Below are 3,555 nucleotides of genomic sequence, written 5' to 3'. Positions count from 1 at the left end.
GCCGAGACCGGCCGCGTTTTCCAGTTCCCGCACCAGGTCATCGGTGTCGGTGACCTGTTCGGACAGTCCGCGGCGCCGGGACCCACCACGGGCGTGCTCCGGAGGCTTTCGCTCACCGCGCCGAGCGAAAGCCTGCGCCAACCGAAGCTCGCCTGAACCGAGGGCGCTTCCCGGCACTTCGAGGGGCTGTGCCGGGAAGCGCCTCGGACGATCGGCCGGTGCGCCGGATAAGGAGACCGCCACCCTCCCTGGAGTGGCTGGATCCCATCCGGTGCACCGGCTGTTCACTTTTCCGGGGGTGCATGCCGGTGAGAACCGCCATCGCCACTCACGAGCCCGCTACGTCACCGGAATCCGCTCCGCGGGCACATCCGCACAGCCGCGCACCGAAGCCGCCGCCACGCTGACCCGCCGCACCGCCTCCGGCAATTGCTCGCGCGGCAGCCCGAACGGCAGCCGCAGCCAGCGTTCCAATCCGCCGTGCACCCCGAACCTCGACCCGGGCGCGAGCTGCACGCCGCGAGTCGCCGCCGACACCGCCAGCCGCGTGCTCATCGGCTCCGGCAACCGGCACCACACCGACAATCCGCCGGACGGCACCTGGAATGTCCACTCTGGACAGTACTTGCGCAGCGCCGCGACCGTGATGTCCCGCTGTTCCCGAAATTCCGTCCGCCGCCGGGCAAGCACCTCGTAGCCCTCGGGTTCCAGCAGCGCCGCGAGCACGAGCTGATCGAACACCGGTGCCCCGAGATCGACCGCGAACCGCGAGGACTGCAGCCGGTCCAGCAAATCCGTCGAGGCCCGGATCCAGCCCAGCCTCAACCCGCCCCACTGCGATTTCGCCGCGGATCCGACGCTCAGCACCAGATCCCCGCCGAACGCGGCCAGCGGCGGCGGACCGTCCACCGGATCGCCCTCGTAATCCAGCTCTACCAACGATTCGTCGACCACGACCGGCGTCCGCGTCCGGGCGAGCAGCCCGCCGAGCCGTTCGCGCCCGGCCGCGTCGAGGCGCAGTCCGGTCGGATTCTGGAAGTCCACCACGAGATAGCCGAACCGGGGCGCGGCCTGGCGCAGCGCGGCTTCGATGCCGGGCAGATCCCAGCCGTGCACCGGATCGAGCGCGACCGGCACCGGCAACGCGTGCGTCGCGCGGACGGCGTCGATCGCGTTCGGATACGTCGGCTGTTCCAGCAGGACGCGATCGCCCGGCCCGGCCAGCATCCGCAGGCACAGCACGAACGCGGAGTACGCGCCGGATGTCACCAGCACCTGGTCCGGCGAGGTCGGCAGGCCGCGCGCGGTGTAACGCTCGGCGATCCGCTCGCGCAGCCGCGGGAGGCCGCCGGTGAGGTAACCGTTGCCGCTGGCGTACTCGACGAGGTCCCGCCGAGCGGTGTCGAACGCGGCCATCAGCCCAGGCACGGCGGGCGGCGCGGCCCGCGCGAGGTCGAGGAGGTCGTCGCGGACCGCCTCGGCCTCGTCGCGGTTTCCGACCCCAGCCACCCACGAACCGGCTCCGCGACGGCTGGCGACGAGACCGTCCGCGCGGAGCCGGTCGAGCGCCGCGCCGATGAGCGTGCGGCTGACGCCGAGCGCGTCGGCGAGTTCGCGCTCGGCGGGCAGCCGGGTGCCGATCGGCAACTGCCCGTCGAGCACGTGCAACTCGACCGCCGCGGCGAGGTCGGACGCACCTTGCCGGGAGCCACGCTGCCGCCATTCGCCCAGCAATGTGGCCAATCTACGCCCCGAGATGCGCCCACCAAGCGGTTCCATAAGGCCAATTATTGCGCATTGGCCATGGCATACCAGGCCAGTTGTCGCCAATAGTGGAGAAGTGGCAGCTATCGACCTCAGTCCGCTCAGCATCCGCCGATCCCCCGCCCGCCGGGGTGCCCAGCTGTTCGCCGGCCTCGCCCTTTACGGCGCGAGCATGGCGATGCTCACCCGCGCCCGCCTCGGCCTCGACCCGTGGGACGTGCTGAACGACGGCCTGACCAAGCTCACCGGCCTGACGTTCGGCACGATCAGCGCCGTCGTGGCGGTCTTCGTGCTGCTGCTGTGGATCCCGCTACGGCAGCGTCCCGGAATCGGCACCGTCGCGAACATCGCGGTGATCGCGGTGGCCGTCGACGCGGTGCGCGCGGTGCTGCCGGACCAGCACGTGCTCGTCTGGCAAATCCTGATGCTGATCGGCGGCGTAGTCCTGAACGCCGTCGCGACCGCGGTGTACGTCGGAACCCGCCTGGGCCCCGGCCCGCGAGACGGCCTGATGACCGGCCTGCACGCCCGAACCGGCTGGTCCGTGCGCCTGGTCCGGACCGGCATCGAGATACTGGTCCTGGCCGCGGGCTGGCTGCTCGGCGGCTCGGTCGGCGTCGGAACGGTCCTGTACGCCCTCAGCATCGGCCCGCTGACCCAGGCCCTGCTCCCCCTGGTCACTTGGCGCACCGGGCCGGACGAGCAAGAACAGCATTAGCGTTTGCCGACGGCCTGCCGGACCGCCGGATAATCAACGCCGCGCGCCGCGAGGAAATCGGCGACCGGACCGCGCTGCCTGGCCAACGCGAGCAGCAAATGCTCCTGCCCGAGATGCTTGTCGCCGAGGTCGTGCGCCTCCCGCACGCTCATCTGCAGCGCGTTCTTGGCCTCCGAGGTAAACGGCAAGTGATTGCGCTTGCTACGCCGCCCAGCCTCAGCAAGCGCACCCGGCCCGTGCGTCTGCTCGATCCGGTCCACGATCTGATCGACGTCGATGCCGAACTCGGTAAGCGCCTCGGCATCGGCGTCACTAATCCCCCCACGCCGACGCACGCGGGCTAACTCGGCGAAGACGTCGTCCCGAGACACCCCGAGAACCCGCAGCAACCGCACCGCCTCGCCGTCCTCAACCCGAGCCAACCCAGCGAAAACGGCCTGCGCGGAAATCTCGTGCGCCCCCGCTTCGTGCGCCGCCGCCTGCGCCTCGACCACCGCTCTCCGGGCGTCATGGGTGAACTTCTCGAACATCAATGCCTCCCGTACTTCTTGTGCACGGCCTGCCGGCTGACCCCCAACTCGGCCGCGATGTCCTGCCACGACCAGCCGTGCATGCGCGCACTCCGCACCTGCACGGCCTCCAACTGCTCCAGCAACCGCCTCAGCGCCGCCACCGCCCGAAGCCCCACCCGGGGATCCCGGTCACCAGCGCGAGCGGCCAGATCCGTCGCTTCCGTCATGATGTCAATCTAGGTTGACACCTCGACTCTGTCAACCTCCGTTGACACCGCAAGGCACGTGAGGGCCACCCTCATTGACTCTGATTCCCTCAGGGTTCCCCTCACGACCACCGCCCGCCGCGACGCGCCCCAATGCGGCATCGGGTGCGCCCCACGCACCCAAAGCGGCGTTCGGTGCGTCACATGCACCCAACGCCACATTGGGGCGCTAGCCCCACCCACCGCGAAACCGCAGCCAATGCACCCAACGATCGAGGCACCCAGCCCCTCCCCCGCACCCCGATATGAAGCGTCCCTGCGGTCTGGGGGTGCTTGTCAAGGCATCTTTCCCGCC

Annotated in this window: 4 protein-coding genes; 1 reads left to right on the top strand and 3 read right to left on the bottom strand. The window is 70.2% G+C overall.

Annotated features, from left to right (window positions below; genetic code table 11):
- Window positions 1-339: 339 nt before the first annotated feature.
- Entirely contained in the window at window positions 340-1,779 is a 1,440-nt protein-coding gene (gene yczR, locus ACWDNU_RS44930; protein WP_370932366.1) for a MocR-like transcription factor YczR, read from the bottom strand.
- A gap of 61 nt (window positions 1,780-1,840) precedes the next feature.
- Between yczR and yczE the strand changes: the two genes are divergently transcribed.
- Complete coding sequence (gene yczE, locus ACWDNU_RS44925; RefSeq protein WP_449673341.1) at window positions 1,841-2,482, top strand: membrane protein YczE; 642 nt, start codon at window positions 1,841-1,843, stop codon at window positions 2,480-2,482.
- On the opposite strand, the gene ACWDNU_RS44920 is transcribed toward yczE, so the two are convergent.
- The gene (locus ACWDNU_RS44920; RefSeq protein WP_449673340.1) at window positions 2,479-3,012 is read right to left on the bottom strand and encodes a Clp protease N-terminal domain-containing protein; all 534 of its coding nucleotides are present in this window, start codon (window positions 3,010-3,012) and stop codon (window positions 2,479-2,481) included. The two genes, yczE and ACWDNU_RS44920, sit on opposite strands and share 4 nt — an antisense overlap.
- Window positions 3,012-3,221, bottom strand: a complete 210-nt coding sequence (locus ACWDNU_RS44915) for a hypothetical protein (RefSeq protein WP_009071860.1) — start codon at window positions 3,219-3,221, stop codon at window positions 3,012-3,014. Before ACWDNU_RS44915 ends, ACWDNU_RS44920 begins: the two co-directional genes overlap by 1 nt.
- Window positions 3,222-3,555 lie beyond the last annotated feature (334 nt).

The organism is Amycolatopsis sp. NPDC003676 (genome assembly GCF_053587275.1).
This window is presented reverse-complemented; position numbering and strand designations above follow the sequence as displayed.